Source organism: Vibrio sp. OPT41 (assembly GCF_015163595.1).
GTDB lineage: Bacteria > Pseudomonadota > Gammaproteobacteria > Enterobacterales > Vibrionaceae > Vibrio > Vibrio alginolyticus.
The window spans coordinates 1-204 of record NZ_JADDYH010000068.1 but is presented as its reverse complement, the minus strand read 5'-3'; the positions used below and the strand labels follow the sequence as shown (position 1 = coordinate 204).

General features: G+C 48.0%; 1 rRNA gene. It reads right to left on the bottom strand.

The annotated features are described in order from the left end of the window. Positions 1 to 204 (bottom strand): 23S ribosomal RNA (locus IQP38_RS22610); the annotation flags it as partial.

The following is a 204-nucleotide window of genomic DNA, read 5'->3' as shown; positions in this document are numbered from 1 at the left end:
TTATCGTTACTCATGTCAGCATTCGCACTTCTGATACGTCCAGCATGCGTTACCACACACCTTCAACCGCTTACAGAACGCTCCCCTACCCAATATACAAAAGTATATTGCCGCAGCTTCGGTTTACTACTTAGCCCCGTTACATCTTCCGCGCAGGCCGACTCGACCAGTGAGCTATTACGCTTTCTTTAAATGATGGCTGCT